The sequence below is a fragment of the Bradyrhizobium sp. BTAi1 genome, assembly GCF_000015165.1.
GTDB lineage: Bacteria > Pseudomonadota > Alphaproteobacteria > Rhizobiales > Xanthobacteraceae > Bradyrhizobium > Bradyrhizobium denitrificans.
On the sequence record NC_009485.1, the window covers coordinates 186,248 to 207,401 of the forward strand.

Genomic DNA, 21,154 nt, shown 5'->3' on the forward strand with positions numbered 1-21,154 from the left:
TCGGCGCACTCAACGCCGCTTGGCCTCGATCACGTCCCAGACGCGGGCGGCGATGTCGGGCCCGCCCAGGCGCGAGATGGCGCGGATGCCGGTCGGCGAGGTCACGTTGATCTCGGTGAGATTGCCGTCGATCACGTCGATGCCGACCAGCAACAGGCCGCGGGCGCGCAATTCCGGCCCCAGAGTATCGCAGATCTCGCGTTCGCGCGGGCTGAGCTCGGTGGCCTGCGCGGCGCCGCCGCGAACCATGTTGGAGCGCAGATCGTCGGCCGCCGGGACCCGGTTGACGGCGCCGGCGAACTCGCCGTCGACCAGGATGATGCGCTTGTCGCCATGCTTCACCTCGGGAAGGAAGCGCTGGATCACCCAGGGTTCCTTGAAGGTCACCGAGAACATGTCGAACAGCGAGCCGAAATTCATGTCCTGCGGCATGACCCGGAACACGGCCGCCCCGCCATGGCCGTGAAGCGGCTTCATCACCACGGCGCCGTGCTGAGCGCGGAAGGCGTTGATCTCGTCGAGATCGCGCGAGATCAGCGTCGGCGGCATCAGCTGCGGGAAGTTCATCACGAACAGTTTTTCCGGCGCGTTGCGGACGCTCGCGGGATCGTTGACCACCAGCGTTTTCGGATGGATCCGCTCCAGGAAATGCGTCGACGTGATGTAGGCGAGATCGAACGGCGGATCCTGTCGCAATAGCACGACGTCGAAGGAGGCCAAGGCGGTCGGCTTCGGCTCGCTTAGCGTGAAATGATCGCCGATTTCATCGCGCACGGCCAAGGCCTGCACCGGCGCGTACAGCTCCTCGCCGCGCAGCGAGAGCTTGTCGGGCGTGTAGTAGGAGAGGCCATGGCCCCGCCGCTGCGCCTCCAGCAGCAGCGCAAAGGTCGAATCGCCGCGGATATTGATGCGCGCGATCGGGTCCATCTGGACGGCGACATTCAGTTTCATGGGCAGGTCCCTGCTCGCTGCAGTAAGGTCATGTCAGGTGCTCGCGTCGAATGCCGCTATCAGATGGCGCGGCAGGCTGCGCGGCGCAACGAGAATTGCGTCGAACCGCAGCTCGAATTCGGCATGTTCGGGATGCGTCATCAGCCAAGCCTGCGCGGCATCGATGATGCGCTGCTGCTGACGCGGCGTCACCGCATAGGCGGCATCGTCGAGCGAGGCACGGGCCTTGACCTCCACAAAGGTGACGAGGTCGCGCTTGCGCGCGATGATGTCGATCTCGCCATGCGGCGTGCGGAAGCGCTTGGCGAGGATCCGATAGCCCTTGGCGATCAGAAGCGCGGCGGCGCGTGCTTCCGCCGAAAGCCCGGTGCGAAAGGCGGCGACACGCTCAGGCGCGGCTGGCTTGGAAGGCTTGGCCGTGCTGGTGTGCTCAGCCTTCGCCATCGGCCTCTCCCGCCCGCTTGGTCTTGGCGAGCTTGAGGGCGCGCGCATAGACCTCGCGCCGCGGACGGCCTGAGAGTTCGACGGCGTGCATGACAGCGTCCTTGACGCTCGACCGTTGCAGCAGATCCGCGAGCAGCGCGTCGAGCTGATCCGTCGTCAGCACCTCGGCATCGCGCGCCGGCGGTCCGATCACCAGCACGAACTCGCCGCGCGTTTCCAGCTCATTGGCCTGCGCTGCCAGATCGCTGATCGCGCCCCGCAGGACCTCCTCGTGGAGCTTTGTCAGCTCGCGGCAGATCGCGGCCTGTCGTCCGGGCAGGCCGTCTGCGAGATCCGCCAGACACTCCTGCACGCGGTTGCCAGACTCGAACATCACCAGCGTTGCATCGACGCGTGCCAGCTCGGACAGCCGCGCGCGTCGCGCCTGCTGCTTGGCCGGCAGGAAGCCTTCGAAAAAGAAGCGATCGGTCGGCAGTGCCGCCACGCTCAAGGCGGCCAGCACCGCCGAGGGGCCGGGCAATGCGGTCACGGCATGACCGGCCCCACAGGCTTCGCGCACCAGCTTGTAGCCGGGATCCGAAATCAACGGCGTGCCGGCATCGGACACGAGCGCGATGGCGGCACCTTCGGCCAGGCGCTGCAGGATCCTTGGCCGCACGGCTTCGGCATTGTGCTCGTGATAGGCGGCGAGTTCCGATGACAGGCCGTAGCGTTCGGTCAGCCGTCGCGTAATCCGCGTGTCCTCGCACAAGATGCCGTCGACACCGGCCAGCGTCTCCAGCGCCCGGAGCGTGATGTCGGCGAGATTGCCGATCGGCGTCGCCACGAGATAAAGTCCCGGTCGCGCCTTCGGGGCAGTCACGCGGTGTCCGGCCACCATATAGCCCCGCGTGGTGGCAGATGTGGTGGAAGAATTGCCGGGGTTCGGCGACATGTTCGAGGTTGCGTGCGCGCCCATCGGGGTAATTTAAATGGCCCGGCCGGGGAAAGCCACCGCGGAACGGGCGTCCGGCCGATCGACCTTCCGATCCAAACGGGGGCGTCCCGTTCATCGGAGCTTCAAGTTCGGACCGGCAAGTTCGAAACGGTCAAGGAAGCGGCAGCGTGCGAGCGGGGGATATGCCGTGCAAAACGTCGAATTGATTGGCTGTGTGGCCCTGACAGCCTTTTGTTTTGCTTAACTATTCATCGACAATATGACTGAATCAGTGCGACCCGACGGGCGTGCGATAAAGGAACTTCTGGCCGTCTCGGCCGAACGAAGAGATGCCATGGTGGGCCCGCGTCATCCCAAGTCTCACGGTCCCAGGTCTTTCGGCCTCAAGTCTCACGGCCCGGACTCGCATGGGGTTGCCCGACGAACGGCGCTGGGCCTGATCGTCGGCGCGCCGCTGTTGTCGGCCTGCTCGGGCGTGCAGCAGGGCATGAGCATCCCCAACCCGTTCGAGCAACCGACCGGCCCCTCCGGGCCACCGCTACAACCGGCGGTAGCCGGAAACGGCCAAGTCAAGGTCGGGCTGCTGCTGCCCTTGTCGGCCTCGGGCAATGCGGGCATCGCGGCGCAGTCGATGAAGAACGCCGCCGAGATGGCGCTGGCCGAGTTCCAGAACCCCAATATCCAGCTGTTGATCAAGGATGACGCCGGCAGTCCGCAAGGCGCGCAACAGGGCGCACAGCAGGCCTGCGACGAGGGCGCCGAGATCATTCTCGGTCCGCTGTTCGCCGGCTCGGTGCCAGCGACCGCCCAGGTCGCGCGCACGCGCAACATCTCGGTGATCGCCTTTTCCACCGATTCGAGCGTCGCCGGTCGTGGCGTGTACCTGCTGAGCTTCCTGCCGGAGTCCGACGCGATCCGTATCGTGGATTATTCGGCGAGTGTCGGTAAGCGCTCCTTCGCGGCGCTGCTGCCCGACAACGCCTATGGCACGGTGGTCGAAGGTGCGTTCAAGACGGCGGTCAGCCGGCGCGGCGGCCGGATCGTGGCCTTCGAGAAATATAGCGGCGATCGCAACACGGCGGCGCGCACCGTGGCGCAGTCGCTCGGCGGTGCCGACGCGCTGTTGCTGGCGGACGACGGCGATTCGGTAGTTGCGACGGCGGATGCGCTGACGGCGGCGGGGGCCAATCTGCGCAACATCCAGCTGCTCGGCACCGGGCTGTGGGATAATCCGCGGGTCTACAACAGCGCCAGTCTCCAGGGCGGCCTTTACGCGGCGCCCGATCCCGCAGGCTTCCGCGCGTTTGCGGGACGCTATCGCACGCGGTTCGGCGGCGATCCCGTCCGGACAGCGACTCTGGCTTATGATGCGGTCGCCCTCGTCGCGGCGCTGGCGCGAACGCAAGGCGCGCAGCGTTTCGCGCCAGACGTGCTGACCAACGCGTCCGGCTTTGCCGGCATCGACGGGTTGTTTCGTTTCCGCAGCGACGGCACCAACGAGCGCGGGCTCGCGGTCATGCGCGTCGGCTCAGGGGGCGGGCAGGCTGTCGCCGGTGCGCCCAAGAGCTTTAACGCCACATAGCTTCAACGCCACACAAAAGCGCGCAGCGTCAGGCGGCGAGATCGGCCACGACGGCATCGAGCACCGGAAAGCCGTCCTGCGTCACCCGCAGGCGACCGTCTCCATCGACGATGATCGCGCCCTCCTCGCGCAGCAGCGCGATGCGGCGCGGGTCGAGCGGCCGTCCGGAGATCGCGGCATAGCGCTTCGGGTCGATGCCCTCGGCGAGCCGCAGCCCCATCAGCAGGAATTCGTCGGCGCGCTCCTCGCGGTTGAGCTCGTCGTCGGTCATCACGCCATGACCGTTGGATTCAACCCGCATCAACCAGGCTTCCGGCCGCTTGTCGGTCGCGATGGCGTGCCGGATGCCGTCGATATCGAGCCGGCCGTGGGCGCCGGGACCGATGCCGGCATATTCCTGGCCGCGCCAATAGACGAGATTGTGCCGGCACTCCGCGCCCGGCCGCGCATGATTGGAGATCTCATAGGCCGGCAGGCCGTGACGCGCACAGACCTCCTGCGTCACATCGTAGAGCGTGCGCGCCAGACCTTCGTCGGGGGTCTTCAGCTTGCCGGCGGCGTGCAGGCCGAAGAACGGCGTGCCCTCCTCGATCGTCAGCTGATACAGCGACAGATGCTCGGCCGCCTCGCCGATGGCGCGCGTCAATTCCTCGGTCCACATCGCCGGCGTCTGGTCAGGCCGGGCATAGATCAGGTCGAACGAATAGCGCGTGAAAGCTTGCCGCGCGATGGCCACCGCCTTCATGGCTTCTTCGGCGGTGTGCAGGCGGCCCAGCATTTTCAGCGAGGCGTCGTCCATCGCCTGAACACCGAGTGACACGCGGTTGACGCCGGCGGTGCGATAGCCGGCAAAGCGGGTCGCCTCGACGCTGGTTGGATTGGCCTCCAGCGAAACCTCGACATCCGAAGCGACGTGCCAGTGCTTGCCGATCGCATCGAGAATGGCGCCGACGGTCTGCGGCTGCATCAGCGACGGCGTGCCGCCGCCGAGAAAGATCGAGGAGACGGTGCGCGCGCCGATGCGCGCGGCGGTGGTCTCGATTTCCCTGGCGAAGGCGCGGGCAAAGCGGTCCTGGTCGATGGCTGTGTGGCGGACGTGGCTGTTGAAGTCGCAATACGGACATTTCGACAGGCAGAACGGCCAGTGCACATAGACGCCGAACGCTTCGTTCTCAGCGCTGGTCAAGGCAGATCTCCGCGAGCTTCACGAAAGCGCGGGCCCGGTGCGACAGGCCGAGGCCGAGCGGCGGCAGGCCGTGCTTCTCGAGACTCGTCATCTCGCCGAAGGTGCGATCATGTCCTTCGGGCAGAAACATCGGGTCGTAGCCGAAGCCGGCGGAGCCGCGCGGCGGCCATACCAAGGTGCCGTCGACGCGCGCCTCGACCTCCTCGACATGCCCGTCCGGCCAGGCGACGCACAGCGCCGAGACGAAATGCGCGCCGCGCTTGTCCGGTCCGGTCGCACCGCGCTCCTGCAGCAGACGCTCGATCCGGGTCATCGCCGCCGTGAAATCCTTGTCCGGCCCGGCCCAGCGGGCCGAGTAGATGCCCGGCGCGCCGTCCAGTGCATGGACGACGATGCCGGAATCATCGGCAAAGGCCGGCAACTGCGCGGCGTCCGCGGCGGCCACGGCCTTGATTCGTGCATTGGCCTGGAATGTCTCGCCGGTCTCGTCCGGCTCGCCGAGGCTGAGTTCGCCGGCCGATACGGCCTCGACGCCGTAGGGGGCCAGCAGCTCGCGCATCTCGGCCAGCTTGCCGGGATTGTGGGTCGCGATGACGATGCGACCGCTGAGCTTGCGATGGCTGCTGCTCACGCGACCGCCATCTTCTGTAGATCGACCAGCCGGGCCACGCCCTTGCGCGCCAGCGCCATCAGCGCCAGGAACTCGGCCTCGGTGAATGGGGTCTTTTCCGCCGTGCCCTGCACCTCGATGATGCGGCCATCGCCGGTCATGACGAAATTGGCGTCGGTCTCGGCCTCGGAATCCTCGGCGTAGTCGAGGTCGAGCACTGGCGTGCCGTTGTAGATGCCGCAGGAGATCGCGGCGACATTGGCGCGCAAGACCTCGGTCTTCAGCATATTGCGGGTCTTCATCCATTTGATGCAGTCGGCGAGCGCGACCCAGGCCCCGGTGATCGACGCCGTGCGGGTGCCGCCATCGGCCTGCAGCACGTCGCAATCGACCGTGATTTGGCGCTCGCCGAGCGCCTCCAGGTCGATCGCCGTGCGCAGCGAGCGGCCGATCAGACGCTGGATCTCGACCGTGCGGCCGGTCTGCTTGCCTGCGGAGGCCTCCCGCCGGGTCCGTTCCAGGGTGGCGCGCGGCAGCATGCCGTATTCGGCCGTGATCCAGCCGCGGCCCTGGCCCTTCAGCCATGGCGGCAGCCGGTCCTCCAGCGTGGCGGTGACCAGCACATGGGTGTCGCCGAACTTCACCAGGCAGGAGCCCTCGGCGTATTTGACGACGCCCCGTTCCAGGCTCACGGGCCGCAATTCATCCGGTGCACGGCGGCTCGGCCGCATGATTCTCTCCGTGGCAGGGCAAAGACGGGTGTTGAATGGCCTTGTAGGAGCCGGGGCCGGCAGCGGCAAGGGCTTATCAGGGGGGGATCACGCCAGGGGGCCCCTGCTCAAGACCAGCTTGCCACCGAGCCGCCGCATGGACACATTATAGGCAACTGGGGAGGAGAGTCTCTGGTGGCCCACCACGATCCGATCAACCTGATGACACCGCCGGCGGGGCTCGCGCAGCTCAATGAGCGCTCGCGCGAGATTTTTCGCCAGATCGTCGAAAGCTATCTGGCGACCGGCGAGCCGGTCGGCTCGCGCAATATCTCGCGTCTGATCGCGGTTCCGCTGTCGCCTGCGTCGGTGCGCAACGTGATGGCTGACCTGGAGCAGCTCGGCCTGATCTATGCGCCGCATACCTCTGCCGGCCGTTTGCCGACCGAGGCGGGGCTCCGCTTCTTTGTCGACGCCCTGATGCAGGTCGGCGACATGACCGAGGCGGAGCGGCAATCGATCCAGAGTCAGCTCGCGTCCGTCGGACGGGCGCAGTCGGTGGAAGCTGCCCTCGACGAGGCGCTGACGCGGCTATCGGGCCTGACCCGTGCCGCGGCCGTGGTCCTGACCGCGAAATCCAACACCCGGCTCAAGCATATCGAGTTCGTGCGGCTGGAGCCGGAGCGGGCGCTGGTGGTGCTGGTCGGCGAGGACGGCCAAGTCGAAAATCGCGTGCTGGCATTGCCGCCCGGCGTGCCATCCTCGGCGCTCACCGAGGCCTCCAACTTCCTCAATGCCCGGATCAGGGGACGCACCCTGGCGGAAGCGCGGCTCGAGCTCGAGACCGCGCTGGCGCACGATCGCGCCGAGCTCGATCAGCTGACGCAGAAGGTGATTGCGGCCGGTGTCGCGAGCTGGTCGGGCGGCGACAGCGACGATCGCCAGTTGATCGTGCGCGGCCATGCCAATCTGCTCGAGGATCTCCACGCGCTCGAAGATCTCGAACGGGTCAGGCGGCTGTTCGACGATCTCGAGACCAAGCGCGGCGTCGTCGACCTCCTGGGGCGCGCCGAGAATGCCGACGGCGTCCGCATCTTCATCGGCTCGGAGAACAAGCTGTTTTCGCTGTCGGGCTCCTCGACGATCGTGTCGCCTTATTCCGACGCCACCGGCCGCATTGTCGGTGTGCTCGGCGTGATCGGTCCGACCCGGCTGAACTATGCCCGCGTGATACCGACGGTCGATTATGCGGCGCGCCTGGTCAGCCGGCTGCTCGGTGGCTGATGCGCGATCGGTCCGGTTAACCCTGCGATCGCGTGGAGCCGCGAGCCCGCGCTTGATTTTCGCTGACTAAAGCACGATATCCCGCCCGACATCCAGAAAACCCGTTCAGCCGAACTTGCGAGAAGTCTGTCCATGACCGATCCCGACCTGCATAAAAACGATCCGGAAAACCCGGCGCAGGCCAGCGAACCCGTCGTCTCCAAACCCTATATCATGCCCGACGACCCCGAGACCGGCTCAGCAGAGGCACTGGCCAAGGAAGCCGCCGACGCGCGCGACAAGATGCTGCGCACGCTGGCGGAGATGGAGAATCTGCGCAAGCGCACGGCCCGTGAGGTTGCCGATGCGCGCATCTACGGCATCACCGGCTTCGCGCGCGACGTGCTCGATATTGCCGACAATCTGCAGCGTGCACTCGATGCCGTGCCGGCCGAGACGCGGGCCAATGCCGATCCCGGCCTCAAGGCGCTGATCGAAGGCGTCGAGCTGACCGAGCGCTCGCTGCTCAACACGCTGGAGAAGAACGGCGTCAAGAAATTCGATCCGACCGGACAGAAGTTCGACCCGAACTTCCAACAGGCAATGTATGAGGTCCCCGATGCCTCGGTGCCGTCGGGCACGGTGGTGCAGGTCGTACAGGCCGGTTTCATGATCGGCGAGCGCGTGCTGCGCCCGGCGCTGGTCGGCGTGTCCAAGGGCGGCGCCAAGCCGGCGCCCGCTGCGAACAACGATCAGCCCAACAACGCGGCCTGACGGCGGCGCCCAAGTCCAAGACAAGCAGAAGGCCACGAGCCGTCAGCTCGTGGCCTTTTTCATTTTTTAAGTGGCTTTCTTAGTTCTAGTTGGTGGCGCGTGCTGTCAAGCCGTGTCGCGGCGCACCGGACTATGCCGCGATATCCTCGGAACTGATCCGCTTGACGCCGGCCGCCGCCATGTCGGTCCATGCCTTGGCCAGCGACCCCTGGGTGTCGATGCCGCGGCAGGCGTCCTCGACGACATAAGTCTCCAGTCCTGCCTTGCGGGCATCGAGCGCAGTCCAGGCGACGCAGAAATCGGTCGCCAGTCCGGCAACGAAGACGCGGGTGATGCCACGCGCCTGCAGATAGGCGGCGAGACCCGTGGTGGTCTTGCCATCGGCCTCGGTGAAAGCCGAGTAGCTGTCGACCGCGTTGTGAAAGCCCTTGCGGATGATGAGCTCGGCCTGCGGGATCGCGAGATCCTTGGAGAGCGCCGCTCCCTCGGTGCCCTGCACGCAATGGTCCGGCCACAGCACCTGCTTGCCGTAAGCGAGGTCGACCAGCTCGAATGGCTTCTTTCCGGCGTGGCTGGAAGCGAAAGAGACGTGCGCAGGCGTGTGCCAGTCCTGCGTCAGAACTACATTGCTGAAGGCCTTCGCGATCCGGTTGATGATCGGAACGACCTGCTCGCCGTCCTTTACGGCGAGGCTGCCGCCGGGCAGGAAAAAATTCTGCACGTCGATCACGAGCAGCGCCGATGTCTCGTCCGGCTTGATTGATGCCGCTGCCCAGCCGCGGGCGGGAAGCGCTGACATCAGCGCCGTCGCACCGAGACCGGCCAAAATCCCTCGTCTGTCCATGTAACCTTCCTCCCCTGATTGATCTCAGGCCGCGGCACCTCCTCATCAACGCGCGGAACGCGCGATCGCAAAGGAGGCGGCGGCATCGGCGCTTGGCGCGCGGGCTTCAGGTTACCTCAGATTGCCGGCAGAGCTGGCAACAATTCGATCGGGCCGGGCGGCGCGCTCAGCCCCTCGGCTGGATGCCATCCCGCACCGCGCGGAAGCGCGGGAACGCTGTTGACCATTGGTCTCGCGGGGCGCTGCCGATGATCCGCAGCGTGTTCGGCCCGCCGAAGCGCAACCATTGAACGACGGTGACGGGCGTGTTGTCCTTGCCGCTGACGGCGTCGACGCGGGTCTCATAGGCTGGCAGCCCGTCGATCCGAATGGGCTCCGACATCGTGATGTGGGCTTCGCGAACGCCGGGAATGGTCGTCGCGGCCTGCTGCGCGATACGGCCCCGGTCGCCGGCCTCCGGTGTTGCCCCGGCCACAAGCCCGATCACCACGAAGGGCGCTGCTTCAATGCCCTTGTCCTCTTCGCCGTCGGCGAGGAGCAGCGCGCCCGGTCCGAGCGTGCGCACGGTCTTGAATCCGGAGAGCTCGGTCACCTTGAACGGCATGGTCGACAATTGCTCGTCCACCGGGACGTCCTTGCGAACCACCGCGGTGGCGAACATCTGGCGCACGGCATCATCCGTGTAGATCTTGCTCGCCGTCTCCGGGACCTGCACCGCGACGTAACCGGAGAAGCCGGTGCCGGGCAGGATCATCGAGTAGCGCCGCACTGCGGCGGCACCGTCGCGGCCGTTCTCGACTGTGTAGTAGGCCGTCCCTGCAGCCGTCTCAATGCTTTCCGGCTTGATGTTGCCGGTGCCCCCGGGATTCGCCGTGAACGCATTCTTGACCTCGCCATAGGCTGCTGCCGGCAGCTCGGTCAGCAGCACCTTGACGCTCTGATCCTCGGTCTCGAAGCCGGGGAAGGTCTTGGCCTTGGTGAGGCCGACCAGGGGCGCCAGTCCGATCCGGACGCCCGGCGGGAAAATCGCGTCCGCAGCCGATACCGGGCCGAGCAGCGACAGCGAAACGACGGCCGCGGCGAGAAGTCGGGAGAACATCATGAAGAAGCAGCCTCGTTCACAAACCCAGGGCATGCGGCCGGCCGCAGCCCCCGTACGGTCGCCATAGGACGGCACGCCTTTTAGCGGGTTTGCCAAGCCAGCAACAGACCGATTGGCTGCGACCAGAAGTTCCGGTGCCGGCGACGGTCGCTCCGATTATGACTTCGCTAAGGATGATTCGACGCGGTCGCCGCGCCAGCCGATATGGCGCCTTTGCGGCGGCGCTGCGGATCAGGCTCGGAAACGGGCGCGGCGCGATGCAAAGGTCCGGTTGAGATACCGTTGGGCGCCGCCGGCCGGCGCTTTCGCGCAGCGGGCAAAAATCCGCGGTTTTTCCGCGTGCCAGGGTCCTGTCCGGTCCTTGCGGGTCAGTCACCCCCTCCTATATGACGCTCATCGTCGCAATATCGCGAGCATTTGATCTGAGGGGGTTTTGGATGGGGGCGCCGTCAGGGCCCCACCCAACCTGCCGCAAAAAGAAGGATATGAGACCATGGGAAAGGTCATCGGGATCGATCTCGGCACCACGAATTCGTGCGTGGCCGTTATGGACGGCAAATCGTCGAAGGTCATCGAGAATGCCGAGGGCATGCGCACCACGCCGTCGATCGTCGCGTTCAGTGACGATGGCGAACGTCTGGTCGGTCAGCCGGCCAAGCGCCAGGCCGTGACCAACCCCGAGCGGACCTTCTTCGCGGTCAAGCGCCTGATCGGGCGCCGCTACGACGACCCGATGGTCGAGAAGGACAAGAAGCTCGTCCCCTACAAGATCGTCAAGGCCGGCAACGGCGACGCCTGGGTCGAGGCCGACGGCAAGACCTATTCGCCCTCGCAGGTCTCCGCCTTCATCCTGCAGAAGATGAAGGAGACCGCGGAAGCCCATCTCGGCCAGAAGGTCGATCAGGCCGTCATCACCGTCCCCGCTTATTTCAACGACGCCCAGCGCCAGGCCACCAAGGATGCCGGCAAGATCGCGGGCCTCGAGGTGTTGCGCATCATCAATGAGCCGACCGCGGCGGCGCTGGCCTACGGCCTCGACAAGACCAAGGCCGGTACGATTGCCGTGTACGACCTGGGCGGCGGCACCTTCGACGTCTCGATCCTGGAGATCGGCGACGGCGTGTTCGAGGTGAAGTCGACCAATGGCGACACCTTCCTCGGTGGTGAAGACTTCGACATGCGTCTGGTCAGCTACCTCGCCGACGAATTCCAGAAGGAGCAGGGCATCAACCTGCGCAACGACAAGCTCGCTCTGCAGCGCCTGAAGGAAGCTGCCGAGAAGGCGAAGATCGAGCTGTCGTCGACCACGCAGACCGAGATCAACCTGCCCTTCATCACCGCGGACCAGTCCGGTCCGAAGCATCTGACGATGAAGCTGACCCGCGCCAAGTTCGAGGCGCTGGTGGCCGACCTCGTCGAGAAGACCATCGAGCCGTGCCGCAAGGCGCTGAAGGATGCCGGCCTGACCGCCGGCGAGATCGGCGAAGTGGTGCTGGTCGGCGGCATGACCCGCATGCCGAAGATCCAGGAGATGGTGAAGCAGTTCTTCGGCAAGGAGCCGCACAAGGGCGTCAACCCCGACGAGGTGGTGGCGATCGGTGCGGCGATCCAGGCCGGCGTGCTGCAGGGCGACGTCAAGGACGTGCTGCTGCTCGACGTGACCCCGTTGTCGCTGGGCATCGAGACCTTGGGCGGCGTGTTCACCCGCATCATCGACCGTAACACCACGATCCCGACCAAGAAGAGCCAGGTGTTCTCGACCGCCGAGGACAATCAGAACGCGGTGACCATCCGGGTCTTCCAGGGTGAGCGCGAAATGGCGGCCGACAACAAGATGCTCGGTCAGTTCGACCTGATGGGCATTCCGCCGGCCCCGCGCGGCATGCCGCAGATCGAGGTGACGTTCGACATCGACGCCAACGGCATCGTCAACGTCTCGGCCAAGGACAAGGCCACCGGCAAGGAGCAGCAGATCCGCATCCAGGCCTCGGGTGGTCTGTCGGAGGCCGACATCGACAAGATGGTCAAGGACGCCGAAGCGAATGCCGCGGCGGACAAGAAACGCCGCGAGGCGGTCGACGCCAAGAACCATGCCGACGCGCTGGTGCACTCCACGGAGAAGGCACTGGCCGAGCATGGCTCGAAGGTCGCCGACACCGAGCGCCGTGCCATCGAGGACGCTGTCAGCGATCTGAAGGAAGCGCTGAAGGGCGACGATGCCGAGGCCATCAAGGCCAAGACCAACACCTTGGCCCAGGCGTCGATGAAGCTCGGCGAGGCCATGTACAAGCAGCAGGCCGAGAGCGACGCGGCCCGCGATGCCGCCAAGGATGACGTTGTCGACGCGGAGTTCACCGAGGTCGACGACGACAAGAAGAAATCTGCTTAAACGACGGTAGAGGCGACAGCCATGACCCCCACGCCAAAGAGCGCAGCCTGCGTCTCGTTGGATGGGGGTCATTTTCATTGAACTGGCGCGCGGCGATCGCGCGAGCCGTTCAGGTCTGACCATGTTCGGGCGGGTTTGATTGATGTCCACCAAGCGCTGCTATTACGAGACCCTGGAAGTCGAACGCGACGCCGACGAGACCAAGCTCAAGGCCGCCTTCCGCAAGCTGGCCATGAAATGGCATCCGGACAAGAATCCGGGCGATGCCTCCAGTGAAGTCAAATTCAAGGAAATCAACGAGGCCTATGAGGTGTTGCGCGACGCCGACAAGCGCGCCGCCTATGACCGCTATGGCCATGCCGCGTTCGAGCAGGGCGCCGGTGGTCCGCACGGCTTCGGCGCCGGCTTTGCGTCCTCGTTCTCCGATATTTTCGAAGACCTGTTCGGCATGGCCGGACAGCGCCGCGGCGGCACCGGTCGCGAGCGCGGTGCCGATCTCCGCTACAACATGGAGATCACCCTCGAAGAGGCCTTCCAGGGCAAGACGGCCCAGATCGAGATTCCGGTCTCGGTGACCTGCGAGTCCTGTTCCGGCACCGGCGCCAAGGCCGGCACCAAGCCGAAGACCTGTGCGATGTGCGGCGGCGCCGGCCGCGTGCGGCAGGCGCAGGGCTTCTTCACGCTGGAGCGCACCTGTCCCGGCTGTCACGGCCGCGGCCAGATGATCGAGGATCCCTGCCCGTCATGCTCCGGCTCCGGCCGGGTCACGCGTGATCGCACGCTGTCGGTCAACATTCCCCAGGGCGTCGAGGACGGCACCCGCATCCGTCTCGCCGGCGAAGGCGAGGCCGGCTTGCGCGGTGGGCCGCCGGGCGACCTCTACATCTTCCTGTCGCTGTCTCAGCACGAATTCTTCCAGCGCGATGGCGCCGACCTGCATTGCCGGGTGCCGATCTCGATGGTGACTGCGGCGCTCGGCGGTGAGTTCGAGGTGCCGACGATCGACAAGGGCAAGACCAAGGTCAAGATTCCCGCCGGTGCGCAATCCGGGCGCCGGTTCCGGATCGCCTCCAAGGGCATGCCGGTGCTGCGCTCACGCCAGACCGGCGACATGTATGTCCAGATCGTCGTGGAGACGCCGCAGAACCTGACCAAGAAGCAGCAGGAGCTGCTGGCCGAGTTCGAGAAGCTGTCGTCCGGCGCAACCCAGCCCGAGGCCGCCGGCTTCTTCACCAAGGTCAAGGATTTCTTCGGCAAGGCGGCGAGCTGAGTCGTGCCCTCACGCGACGCCGCGCTTGCGCGCGGGCGTCGTGTGACTTTGCTGCTCTGCACATGCAAAAAATTATCGAATGCCTCTGTAAGAGGGCGGAGCGCGAGCCTTAATCGTGCGTTACGGTTCGGCTTGACCGCCCCGCCCGCGACCTATACGTCTTTGTGACTCTTTTCTGACATCGCCGTGAAAACGGTCCCGTCCGGTACTGAGATGCCCCTGCAAACGTCCGTGCGTGCGTCGAAAAAACCTCTTCGTCTCGACGACGAGGTGCGATTCCTCCGCTCATGGATCGAAAAGCCGCTGCACATGGGTGCCGTCATGCCGTCGGGTCGGCTGCTGGCCCGCACCATGGCGCAATATGTCGATCCTCATGGCACCGGACCGGTCATCGAACTCGGGCCGGGCACGGGCGCGATCACCAATGCGCTGGTTCAGCACGGCATCGACCAGAAGCGGCTGGTTCTGGTCGAATATAATCCGGGCTTCTGTGCGCTGCTGCGCGACCGCTATCCGCAGGCGAAGGTCGTTCAGGGCGATGCCTACCGGCTTCGCGACACGCTCTGGAACGTTCTGGGCATGCCGGCTTCGGCCGTCGTCTCCGGCTTGCCGCTGGTCACCAAGCCGATGCTGACCCGCATGAAGCTGGTGCGCGATGCGTTCGCGGCGATGGCGCCCAACGCGCCGTTCGTGCAGTTCACCTATTCGGTGGTGCCGCCGATCCCGAAGTCGCTGCCGGGCGTCACGACCGAAGCCTCTGAGCGGATCTGGATGAACCTTCCGCCCGCGCGCGTCTGGGTGTATCGCAAGCCCTGACCGGCAGCCGCGGCTCATCGTGGCGGGTCGCCGTCCGGCCGCACGATGTCCGCCCTGAAAATCCTGATCATCCCCGGCTCGACGCGGGCCGGCTCGCACAATGTCAAGCTCGCCGCAGTCGCCGCCTATCAGTTCGTGCAGGCCGGCGCCGACGTGACGCGCATCTCGCTGGCCGATTATCCGCTGCCGATCTACGATGCCGACCACGAGGCGAGATCGGGCGTGCCGCGCGAGGCGGTCAATCTGAAGCGCATGATCGCGGTCCATCACGGGGTTCTGCTGGTGACCCCCGAATACAACGCTGCCCCGCCGCCGCTGCTCAGCAATGCCCTGGCCTGGCTGTCGCGCGTGGAGGAGCCACCGGAAGCCCGTGGCCGGGTGTTCCGCACCCGCCCGTTCGCGATCGCCGCGGCCTCCGAACACCGTTTCGGCGGTGTCCGTGCGCTGGCGGCGTTGCGGCTGATGCTGACGGCCTGCGACGCACAGGTCATCCCGAGCCAGCTCGCGCTGGCCTTCGCCGACAAGGCCTATAACGACATGGATCGGCTCAGGCTGCCGGCCGACATCGCCGCGCTCGATGCGTTGGTGCGGCAGCTGATCGATCTGGCGCAACATACGATGTGAGGTGACATGCCGACCGAGATTGCCCCGCGCGACCGTCTGATCGTGGCGCTCGACCTGCCGGGCGTGGCGGAAGCCGAAGCCATGATCACACGGCTCGGCGATGCCGTGACGTTCTACAAGATCGGCATGGAGCTGACCTATGCCGGCGGTCTTGGGCTCGCCGAACGCCTTGCGGCCGACGGCAAGCAGGTGTTCATGGACCTCAAGCTGCACGACATCCCGAACACGGTCGAACGCGCCACCCGCCAGATCGCCCGGCTCGGCGCCCGCTTCCTCACCGTGCACGGCTTTTCGCAGAGCATGACCGCCGCGCTCGCCGGTGCCGCCGGCTCCCCCCTCGAGCTGCTCGCCGTCACCGTCATGACCTCTTACGACGATGCCGACCTCGCCGCGGCCGGCTACGCCATGGGCGTCAAGGAGCTGGTCGCCCGCCGCGCGGTGCAGGCCAAGCAGATCGGCATCCACGGCCTGATCCTGTCGCCGGAGGAGACCCAGCTGGTGCGCCCGCTCGTGGGACCTGACATGCAGCTCGTGACCCCCGGGATCCGCCCGGCGGGATCCGACGTTGGTGATCAGAAGCGCATCATGACGCCGGCGCTGGCGATCGCCGGTGGGGCCGATCGTCTCGTCGTCGGCCGTCCGGTGACCGGCGCCGCCGATCCGGCGGCCGCCGCCGAAAGCATCGTCGCCGATATCGCCAGCGCCCTCGCGCTGGTCGGCAAGACCAATCGCACGTAAAGACCAATCGAACCTAAGCAGGACCGCCTCATAACAAGGAGACCACAGGGATGGCCAAGGCCTATTGGATCGCGCGGATCGACGTGCACAACATGGATGGCTACAAGGACTATGTCGCGCAGAACGGCGCCGTGTTCCATCAGTACGGTGCCAGGTTCCTGGTCCGCGGCGGTCAGTACGAGACCAAGGAAGGCACCTCGCGGTCGCGCAACGTCGTGATCGAGTTCAAGGACTACGAGACCGCGCTCGCGTGCTACAATTCCCCGGAATACCAGCGTCTGGTCGCGATGCGTTCGCCGCACTCGGAAGGCGACCTGGTCATCATCGAGGGCTATGACGGCCCGCAGCCCTGACCTGTTGCGCGGGGGCTGGGGCTGCTCCGCGCCGGGCTCGGTTGCCCGCGCTGTCAGCCCCGGCTATAGCCCTGATCCGGCGGAGGAACTGACATGTCAAAGATGCGCTTGATCGTTGCCGGGGCCGGCGGCCGCATGGGGCGCGCGCTGGTGCGGGCGATCGCCGACAGCGACGGCGCGGAACTGGCCGGTGCGCTCGAAGCCCCGGGGTCGGAGCTGATCGGCAAGGATGCCGGCGTGCTCGCCGGCCTTCCCGCCAACGGTATCAAGCTGTCGGGCGACCTCTGGACCATGTCGGCCGAAGCCGACGGCATCCTCGACTTTACCGTGCCGGCGGCGACGATCGCCAATGTCGCGATCGCGGCCGAACGCGGCATCGCCCACATCATCGGCACCACCGGCCTGTCGGCTTCCGACGATGCCGTGATCAAGAGCGTCACCAAGCGCGCCATCGTCGTGCAGTCCGGCAATATGAGCCTCGGCGTCAATCTGCTGTCGGCGCTGGTCAAGCAGGTCGCGAAATCGCTCGATGCCGGCTTCGACATCGAGATCCTCGAGATGCATCACAAGCACAAGGTCGATGCGCCCTCCGGCACCGCGCTGATGCTCGGCCGCGCCGCCGCCGAGGGCCGCGGCGTCGTGCTCGACCAGCATTCCGCGCGCGGCCGCGACGGCATTACCGGCGAGCGCCGCTCTGGCGACATCGGCTTCGCCTCGCTGCGCGGCGGCACCGCGGCCGGCGATCACAGCGTCATCTTCGCCGGGCCCTCGGAGCGGCTGGTGCTGTCGCACCAGGCCGAGGACCGCATGATCTTTGCCCATGGCGCGCTGAAGGCGGCGCTGTGGGCGCATGGCAAGCCGCCGGGCTACTACACGATGAGCGATGTGCTCGGCCTCAAGGACCTGTTCTAAACCAACCAAGTGGATCAGTGAGCAATGAGCGAACGTCTCCTGGTGCTGGTGCGCCACGGCCAGAGCGAGTGGAATTTGAAGAACCTGTTCACGGGCTGGAAGGATCCGGACCTGACCGAGCAGGGCGTCAGCGAAGCCAAGGAGGCCGGCCGCAAGCTTAAAGCGCACGGCCTGACCTTCGATGTTGCCTTCACCTCCGAGCTGACGCGCGCCCAGCACACGCTGAAGCTGATCCTGGATGAGCTCGGCCAGCCCGGCCTGCCGACCAGCAGGAATCTCGCGCTCAACGAGCGCGACTATGGCGATCTCTCCGGCCTCAACAAGGACGACGCCCGCGCCAAATGGGGCGAAGAGCAGGTCCATGTCTGGCGCCGCTCCTACGATGTCCCGCCGCCCGGCGGCGAAAGCCTCAAGGACACGCTGGCCCGCGCGCTGCCTTATTACGTCCAGGAGATCCTGCCCGGCGTCCTCCGCGGCCAGCGCACCTTGGTCGCCGCCCACGGCAACTCGCTCCGCGCGCTCATCATGGTGCTGGAGAAGCTCACGCCCGAAGGCATTCTGAAGCGCGAACTCGCCACCGGCGTACCGATCATCTACCGGCTGAAGGCGGATTCGACGGTGGAGTCGAAGCTGGACCTGGCGGGCTGATCGCGCACTCAAGGCGCTCCGTTTCCGCGCGCCACCGCGTTTCTTGTCGGTTGGTTTCTCGTCAGTTGAATGCGTCTTGTCAGCTGAAGACCCACTGTCGCCCGCAGCGACGCTGCGCCCCTCTCCCCGTTCTTCACGGAAAGAGGGCTGGGGCGAGGGCCGCCAGACGGGCAGTGCCTCATCCGCAACGTCCCCCCAAGCCATCCTGCTAATTAGTTACTCGTCATGCCCGGGCTCGTCCCGGGCATCCACATGTCTCCTCGCGTGCGGAAAGACGCGGATGGCCGGGACAAGCCCGGCCAATGAGGGCGTGGTGCCGCCGTCCTACCCCATCCCAACCTGCCCGGCTTCCCACCCGATCATCGCCTGCTTGCGCGTCAGGCCCCAATGATAGCCGGTCAGCGCGCCGGTCTTGCCGAGTGCGCGATGGCACGGCACCACGAATGAGATCGGGTTCTTGCCGACGGCGGCGCCCACCGCGCGCGACGCTTTTGGTGACTCCAGCCGGGTGGCGATGTCGGAGTAGCAGACGGCGCGGCCCATCGGGATCTTGAGCAGGGTCTCCCAGACGCGGACCTCGAAATCGGTACCGATCAGGACGACGCGGAGCGGCTGGTCGGGGCGCCACAGGCTCTTGTCGAAGATGCGTTGCGCAAGGCCGGCGGTGCCGGGGACGTCCTCGATGTAAGCAGCGCGGGGCCAGCGGCTCTTCATGTCTGATAGTGCGGAGGCCTCCTCCCCGGGGTCGGCGAAGGCGAGGCCGGCGAGGCCGCGCGGGGTCGCCATGACCAGGGCCATGCCGAACGGGCAGGGGTGGAAGCCGTAGCGCAAGGTCGTGCCGGCGTCGCCGGTCTTCCATTCGCCGGGGGACATCGCTTCATGCGTGACGAACAGGTCGTGCAGCCGGCCGGGGCCTGACAGGCCAGAGTCGAGCGCGGCGTCGAGCACGCTGGCCGAGCCCTTCAACAGGCCCTTGGCGTGGTCGAGCGTCAGCGCCTGCATGAACGCCTTCGGCGTCAGCCCGGCCCAGCGCCGGAACAGATGGTGTAGCTCGTCCGGCGTGAGGCTGGCGGCGTCGGCCATGTCCTCGATGGTCGGCTGCCGGCGCCAATGCTCCGAGATGAAGGCGATCGCCCGGCGCACGGCGTCGTAGTCGCGCAGCGCGGCCGATTGGTGCGGGCCCGGCTTGGCCAGGGCGGAATCGTGAATGGCAAGGGTCATCATGAGTCCGGATGTAGGGCGGCCGGGACGGGGACTCCACCCGATTTCTGATCCGGGGGCCATAGGTGGAAGCGGTCGGCCCCCGCAGGCGCAGCGATCTCCGTCCACCTCTCGCGGACCGGGTGAGAGGCTCACGTGGAGTGATCGGGTGGATAGGCCCCCTCATCCGGCGCTGCGCGCCGACCTCTCCCCGCCGGGGAGAGGTGAACGGAGCTCGGGGCTGTGTGCTCGTTCCCTCGAAACAATATCTTCTACAGCGGATTATACACCGGCCCCCGTTTCGCGGCCTGCAAGCCGGCGGTGAGAGCCTTCGCAAAGCTCGCCTTTTCCTCCGGGCCGAGGAAGCTCGCGATCGCCACGCGCTGGCCGCGGGCGACGAGGTAGAGGTTCTCGATGCCGAACTCCTCGTGGCTGACCTGGTCGAGCCGCACCCAGAGCGGGTTGAAGCGCCATTCCATGACGTGGCCCTTGTGGCTCACCCGCCGCAGGCGCAGCTCGGTCAGGGTGATCGAGACCTCCTCATAGGCGCGGGCGCGGCGGAAATTGACCTTGAAGGCCCAGTAGATCGCCAACGCGTCCAGCCCGAAAAAGCCGAACACCGGCCAGGCGCCCATCAGCAGCGAGGCGATGCCGCCGATGAAGCTGATCGCGCAGACCACGACCATCAGCACCACGAAGCCGGTGCGGTTCAGCGACCGGTGCGGCGTCAGCCGTGCCGCGAACAGCTCCTGATCCGCGGCGTCGGTGCCGGTCTCCTGAGACGCAAAAGCATTGCTTGGCATCATGGGGCCTCAGTATACCCGGATCATGGCCAAAATCACCCGCCCCCAACGCGCCAAGCCGGCACCGGTTCGCAGCCCCGCCAAAAAGGCCGCGAAAGCCGCGCCCAAGACAGCTCCGAAGACGGCCGCCAAGGCTCCGAAGACGGCGGCGAACGCGAAGACCGTGCCGAAGACCCCTGCCCGCGCGGTGAAGAAAGCGTTGAAGGCGGCCAAACCCTGGACTCCCGCCGAGATCCGTGAGGCCTTCAGCCGCTTCGCGGCATCCAACCCGGAGCCGAAAGGCGAGCTCGAGCATCTCAACCCCTATACCTTGCTGGTCGCGGTGGTGCTCTCGGCGCAGGCCACCGATGCTGGCGTCAACAAGGCGACGCGGCCGCTCTTCGCGGTCGCCGACACGCCGCAGAAGATGATCGCGCTCGGCGAGGAGCAGTTGCGCGACTACATCAAGACCATCGGCCTCTACCGCACCAAGGCCAAGAACGTGATCGCGCTGTCGCAGAAGCTGATCAGCGAGTTCGGCGGCGAGGTGCCACGCACGCGCGCTGAATTGGAGTCGCTGCCCGGCGCCGGACGCAAGACCGCGAATGTCGTGCTCAACATGGCGTTCGGCGAGCACACGATGGCGGTCGACACCCATGTGTTCCGCGTCGGCAACCGCACGGGGCTTGCGCCCGGCAAGACCCCGCTCGAGGTCGAGCTCGGGCTGGAGAAGGTGATCCCGGCGGAGTTCATGCTGCATGCTCATCACTGGTTGATCCTGCACGGCCGCTACACGTGTCTGGCGCGCAAGCCGCGCTGCGAGTTGTGCCTGATCAAGGACCTGTGCCGCTGGCCGGAGAAGACCGCCTGATACGTTGTACGTGACGAACGGTTGCACGCGAGAACGCGTTTGACAGTCACTATTGCGTCACGCGGCGACGCCGTCTCACCATGGCCGGGCCACATCGGCGCCCGCATTGGACATAAGATGAAACCCGTTATCCGGGCGATGTGAGTGG

Annotated in this window: 22 protein-coding genes; 12 read left to right on the forward strand and 10 right to left on the reverse strand. The window is 66.3% G+C overall.

Annotated features, from left to right (window positions below):
* Positions 1-9: 9 nt before the first annotated feature.
* From gshB to rsmI, 3 genes are read right to left on the reverse strand one after another with little or no spacing between them, the layout of a single operon-like run.
* Entirely contained in the window at positions 10-951 is a 942-nt protein-coding gene (gene gshB, locus BBTA_RS00860) for a glutathione synthase (protein ID WP_011942697.1), read from the reverse strand.
* Positions 952-984: 33 nt separating this feature from the next.
* Positions 985-1,395 carry a YraN family protein gene (locus BBTA_RS00865; RefSeq protein ID WP_011942698.1) on the reverse strand — a complete coding sequence of 137 codons (411 nt, stop codon included), beginning with the start codon at positions 1,393-1,395 and terminating at the stop codon, positions 985-987.
* Positions 1,382-2,275: a 16S rRNA (cytidine(1402)-2'-O)-methyltransferase gene (rsmI, locus tag BBTA_RS00870; protein ID WP_011942699.1), complete on the reverse strand. Its 894-nt coding sequence runs from the start codon at positions 2,273-2,275 to the stop codon at positions 1,382-1,384. The genes BBTA_RS00865 and rsmI overlap by 14 nt, the downstream gene beginning before the upstream one ends.
* Positions 2,276-2,666: 391 nt before the next feature.
* On the opposite strand from rsmI, the gene BBTA_RS00875 reads away from it, so the two are divergent.
* Positions 2,667-3,914 carry a penicillin-binding protein activator gene (locus BBTA_RS00875; RefSeq protein ID WP_011942700.1) on the forward strand — a complete coding sequence of 416 codons (1,248 nt, stop codon included), beginning with the start codon at positions 2,667-2,669 and terminating at the stop codon, positions 3,912-3,914.
* A gap of 28 nt (positions 3,915-3,942) precedes the next feature.
* Here the strand turns inward: BBTA_RS00875 and hemW are convergent, their stop codons facing one another.
* From hemW to rph, 3 genes are read right to left on the reverse strand one after another with little or no spacing between them, the layout of a single operon-like run.
* Positions 3,943-5,100 carry a radical SAM family heme chaperone HemW gene (gene hemW, locus BBTA_RS00880; protein ID WP_011942701.1) on the reverse strand — a complete coding sequence of 386 codons (1,158 nt, stop codon included), beginning with the start codon at positions 5,098-5,100 and terminating at the stop codon, positions 3,943-3,945.
* The gene (gene rdgB, locus BBTA_RS00885; protein WP_011942702.1) at positions 5,087-5,731 is read right to left on the reverse strand and encodes an RdgB/HAM1 family non-canonical purine NTP pyrophosphatase; all 645 of its coding nucleotides are present in this window, start codon (positions 5,729-5,731) and stop codon (positions 5,087-5,089) included. Before rdgB ends, hemW begins: the two co-directional genes overlap by 14 nt.
* Complete coding sequence (gene rph / locus BBTA_RS00890) at positions 5,728-6,441, reverse strand: ribonuclease PH (protein ID WP_011942703.1); 714 nt, start codon at positions 6,439-6,441, stop codon at positions 5,728-5,730. Before rph ends, rdgB begins: the two co-directional genes overlap by 4 nt.
* 174 nt (positions 6,442-6,615) lie before the next feature.
* Between rph and hrcA the strand changes: the two genes are divergently transcribed.
* Both hrcA and grpE read left to right on the forward strand, forming a co-directional pair.
* A complete protein-coding gene (gene hrcA, locus BBTA_RS00895) occupies positions 6,616-7,704 on the forward strand; it encodes a heat-inducible transcriptional repressor HrcA (RefSeq protein WP_011942704.1) in 1,089 nt (362 codons plus the stop codon).
* Between the two features lie 132 nt (positions 7,705-7,836).
* Positions 7,837-8,457 carry a nucleotide exchange factor GrpE gene (gene grpE / locus BBTA_RS00900; RefSeq protein WP_011942705.1) on the forward strand — a complete coding sequence of 207 codons (621 nt, stop codon included), beginning with the start codon at positions 7,837-7,839 and terminating at the stop codon, positions 8,455-8,457.
* A 130-nt stretch (positions 8,458-8,587) separates the two neighbouring features.
* Here the strand turns inward: grpE and pncA are convergent, their stop codons facing one another.
* Both pncA and BBTA_RS00910 read right to left on the reverse strand, forming a co-directional pair.
* Positions 8,588-9,301 (reverse strand): bifunctional nicotinamidase/pyrazinamidase, encoded by a 714-nt coding sequence (gene pncA, locus BBTA_RS00905; RefSeq protein ID WP_011942706.1) that lies wholly within the window; start codon positions 9,299-9,301, stop codon positions 8,588-8,590.
* Between the two features lie 166 nt (positions 9,302-9,467).
* Positions 9,468-10,403 (reverse strand): hypothetical protein, encoded by a 936-nt coding sequence (locus BBTA_RS00910; protein ID WP_011942707.1) that lies wholly within the window; start codon positions 10,401-10,403, stop codon positions 9,468-9,470.
* Positions 10,404-10,896: 493 nt separating this feature from the next.
* Between BBTA_RS00910 and dnaK the strand changes: the two genes are divergently transcribed.
* The 8 genes from dnaK to BBTA_RS00950 all read left to right on the forward strand — a co-directional run bounded on the left by dnaK (position 10,897) and on the right by BBTA_RS00950 (position 18,153).
* Complete coding sequence (gene dnaK / locus BBTA_RS00915; RefSeq protein WP_012040546.1) at positions 10,897-12,792, forward strand: molecular chaperone DnaK; 1,896 nt, start codon at positions 10,897-10,899, stop codon at positions 12,790-12,792.
* A gap of 142 nt (positions 12,793-12,934) precedes the next feature.
* Entirely contained in the window at positions 12,935-14,062 is a 1,128-nt protein-coding gene (gene dnaJ, locus BBTA_RS00920; RefSeq protein WP_012040547.1) for a molecular chaperone DnaJ, read from the forward strand.
* Between the two features lie 213 nt (positions 14,063-14,275).
* Positions 14,276-14,878, forward strand: coding sequence for a class I SAM-dependent methyltransferase (locus BBTA_RS00925; RefSeq protein WP_012040548.1), 603 nt, complete (start codon positions 14,276-14,278; stop codon positions 14,876-14,878).
* 45 nt (positions 14,879-14,923) lie between these two features.
* Complete coding sequence (locus tag BBTA_RS00930; RefSeq protein WP_012040549.1) at positions 14,924-15,502, forward strand: NADPH-dependent FMN reductase; 579 nt, start codon at positions 14,924-14,926, stop codon at positions 15,500-15,502.
* 6 nt (positions 15,503-15,508) lie between these two features.
* On the forward strand, positions 15,509-16,240 hold the full coding sequence (gene pyrF / locus BBTA_RS00935) for an orotidine-5'-phosphate decarboxylase (protein ID WP_012040550.1): 732 nt from the start codon (positions 15,509-15,511) through the stop codon (positions 16,238-16,240).
* Between the two features lie 50 nt (positions 16,241-16,290).
* Positions 16,291-16,593, forward strand: coding sequence for a DUF1330 domain-containing protein (locus tag BBTA_RS00940; RefSeq protein WP_012040551.1), 303 nt, complete (start codon positions 16,291-16,293; stop codon positions 16,591-16,593).
* A 93-nt stretch (positions 16,594-16,686) separates the two neighbouring features.
* The gene (dapB, locus tag BBTA_RS00945) at positions 16,687-17,505 is read left to right on the forward strand and encodes a 4-hydroxy-tetrahydrodipicolinate reductase (protein ID WP_012040552.1); all 819 of its coding nucleotides are present in this window, start codon (positions 16,687-16,689) and stop codon (positions 17,503-17,505) included.
* 24 nt (positions 17,506-17,529) lie between these two features.
* Positions 17,530-18,153, forward strand: coding sequence for a 2,3-bisphosphoglycerate-dependent phosphoglycerate mutase (locus BBTA_RS00950; protein WP_012040553.1), 624 nt, complete (start codon positions 17,530-17,532; stop codon positions 18,151-18,153).
* Positions 18,154-18,477: 324 nt separating this feature from the next.
* On the opposite strand, the gene BBTA_RS00955 is transcribed toward BBTA_RS00950, so the two are convergent.
* Entirely contained in the window at positions 18,478-19,377 is a 900-nt protein-coding gene (locus BBTA_RS00955; RefSeq protein WP_012040554.1) for a bifunctional helix-turn-helix domain-containing protein/methylated-DNA--[protein]-cysteine S-methyltransferase, read from the reverse strand.
* A gap of 248 nt (positions 19,378-19,625) precedes the next feature.
* A complete protein-coding gene (locus BBTA_RS00960; protein WP_041750246.1) occupies positions 19,626-20,159 on the reverse strand; it encodes a DUF2244 domain-containing protein in 534 nt (177 codons plus the stop codon).
* A 22-nt stretch (positions 20,160-20,181) separates the two neighbouring features.
* Between BBTA_RS00960 and nth the strand changes: the two genes are divergently transcribed.
* A complete protein-coding gene (nth, locus tag BBTA_RS00965; protein ID WP_012040556.1) occupies positions 20,182-21,006 on the forward strand; it encodes an endonuclease III in 825 nt (274 codons plus the stop codon).
* Positions 21,007-21,154: the final 148 nt, after the last annotated feature.